The sequence below is a fragment of the Spongiivirga sp. MCCC 1A20706 genome (assembly GCF_046524175.1).
GTDB lineage: Bacteria > Bacteroidota > Bacteroidia > Flavobacteriales > Flavobacteriaceae > Spongiivirga.
The window spans coordinates 1-2,842 of sequence record NZ_JBEFZF010000016.1 but is presented as its reverse complement, the minus strand read 5'-3'; the positions used below and the strand labels follow the sequence as shown (position 1 = coordinate 2,842).

Below are 2,842 nucleotides of genomic sequence, written 5' to 3'. Positions count from 1 at the left end.
GAATATCATTGCCTTGTGCATCGACTGCTGATACGGTTTCTACAAAAGGAGTGTCTTGACATAGTTGTACTTGTTCTCCATCACCTCCTAAGGTAATAATAGGTTTGTTACTATTAGGATCGATATAGGAGAAGGTAACAGTAGCAGTTCTTTCTAAAGGCGGATCAAATGAGTTTTGAACAGTAAAGGTTAAGGTGTGATCTCCTGCATCGGTACCGGTATAGGTTCCGCTAAATTCTCCTGGTGTAATGGTGATGTTATCTCCTGCGGTATAGCTAGTACCGTTAATTATTAAACTACCTGTTCTGGTATTGGTAAAGCTCATGGTATAGGCAGCGGTGCCTGAGCTTTCAACTAAATTAAAGTCAATACCGAGTGCGGTATCGATATTAGCTTGAGTGTCAGCAGCAGCTTGAGTAGTAAAGGTGTATTCTGGTGTTTCAGAGACCTGTAGTGTAATTTCTTTTTCAGCGACCACACCGAATCCATTTTCAGTGGTGAACTTTAGTTTAACAGGCCCTAGCTGATCAGCCATGAATTTCCATGTGAACTGTCCGCTTTGAGTATCAGTGAATGTGTTGTTGGCTAATTCAGTTCCATTAACAATCACACTACCAGATCCAGCTACGGTACCTTCATCGGCAGGGAGTACTTCATACTTTGTTTGATATGTAGACGGATTAATCTCATTAATAGCCATGTTCAGATCGATCATGGAATCTGGTGATAGCGAACCTGCAGAAGGGATCACATCAAATACAAAGGCAGTTTCTTGTACATTACATTTTATGGAAAACGCTTTTTCTTCTCCACTACCATTAACCACGGTGATGATCAAGGAGGCATTCCCTACTTCAGTGCCGACGAATTGTAGTTCGTTAGTAGCTCCTGAGAGCATGACAAGGTTATCTTGTTCTACAATAGCTCCTCTATAGCTGATGTATCCGCTACCGCCCTCAACGGCATATTTAAACTGGTAGCTACCTGCGGTGTTTGCATTAATGCCTCGAATGGTGACCTCGAATGGCCGAGCGATGTTTACAAAACAATTGAGTGTCTCTGTAGGTGCAGAGACCTTAAAGGTGATCAGTAGATCATCAGTCACCTCCTTTGTACAGGCAATAGCCAATAACAAAAAGACAAAGCGGACTAGTTTGTTTTGTAAGAGGGTCTTCATAATTACTGTAAGCAAATTATTGGAGTTCCATCTGGATTTGTGTTGTTTTCACAACTACAAGTATCAAAGCAAAACGTTTGTCCGGGAGGGCATCCACCCGGTGGAGGAGTACAATCGAAAATAACATTTACGGTTACAGTAGCTGTGTCAAAACCACCATTCCCATCAGAAACAGTATAAGTAAAAGATGTTTGGCCTATATATCCACTACCTGTATAACTTATTGAATTTCCTCCAATGATGGATACAGAGCCTTGCCCACTTTGAGGTTGAGTAACACTAGAAATTGTTAACGTATCGCCATCTGGATCTGAATCATTTGAAAGAACGTTGAGTAATGTTGAATTTGTAGATGTTGCCCCTACTGTATCATTTTGAGCATTAGGCGGGTTGTTCATGGCAAAAACGATACTTTCTGATTGAAATGGCATGTTAGAAGCTTGCGTTGAGCTCAGCGTTATGGTAATATTATGAGTTCCAAATTCATTTGCTGTATATAGGAAATTCCAATTTCCATCAGAAAAATCCGCGGTAGGAATTGTGATCATTTGTCCTGCAACAAATGTATTCGACGACCCCAAAGGATAGGTAATAGTTCCACTTAGATTACTTTGAAAGGACATTGTATAATTATCAAATAACGCCCCGCCATCTAAATTTACCGCGAAACCTTGATTGTTAGTTCCGGATATCGTCGTACTTAGAGAAAAATCAAAAGTAGGTAGATCAATAGCTATCTCTACGGTATCGATATCGGTTAATCCTGGTGTTCCATTATCAGTCACTTCTAATTGGAAAACATAAGTTCCAGCTACCGCACCTGTTACATTGGTTGATGCACTTGTGCTATTAACTATAGTTACATTTGGTCCACTAACCTGTGTCCAAGAATATGCTGTTATTGAGCCATCGGGATCAGAACTTCCCGTTCCATCTAGTGTAAAAGAAGTAGTTCCGCTAGCAAGATTTTGATTTGGTCCTGCTTCTGCTATTGGTTGCTGGTTAGCAGGGGTATTAATAATGATTTGTACGGTATCGATATCGGTTAATCCTGGTATCCCATTATCAGTCACTTCTAATTGGAAAACATAAGTTCCAGCTACTGCACCTGTAACATTAGTTGATGCGCTTGTGTTATTAACGATAGTGACGTTTGGTCCACTAATCTTTGTCCAAGAATATGCTGTTATTGAGCCATCGGGATCAGAACTTCCTGTTCCATTCAATGTAAAAGAAGTAGTTCCACTAGCAAGATTTTGATTTGGTCCTGCTTCTGCTATTGGTTGTTGGTTAGCAGGTGTATCAATAATGATTTGTACGGTATCGGTATTGGTTAATCCTGGTATTCCATTATCAGTCACTTCTAATTGGAAAACATAAGTTCCTGCTACCGCTCCTGTAACATTGGTTGATGCACTTGTGTTATTAACTATAGTTACATTTGGTCCACTAACCTGTGTCCAAGAATATGCTGTAATTGAACCATCTGGATCAGAACTTCCTGTTCCGTTCAATGTAAAAGAAGTAGTTCCACTAGCAAGATTTTGATCTGGTCCTGCATTCGCTACGGGTGGGTTATTAGTGGAGTTTACCCCATTAATTGTAATAGTAACGGTAGCGTTATTACTAAAATCTGTTCCATCATTGATTCTGTAGGTAACGCTT

2 protein-coding genes are annotated in these 2,842 nt (G+C 40.1%); both read right to left on the bottom strand.

Annotated features, from left to right (window positions below; all coding sequences use genetic code 11):
- The coding region (locus ABN763_RS18955) for a hypothetical protein (protein ID WP_410487075.1) at positions 1–1,177 on the bottom strand (1,177 nt) is incomplete at its 3' end.
- A 2-nt stretch (positions 1,178–1,179) separates the two neighbouring features.
- A partial coding sequence (locus ABN763_RS18950; RefSeq protein WP_410487074.1) for a PKD domain-containing protein occupies positions 1,180–2,842 on the bottom strand: 1,663 nt, incomplete at its 5' end.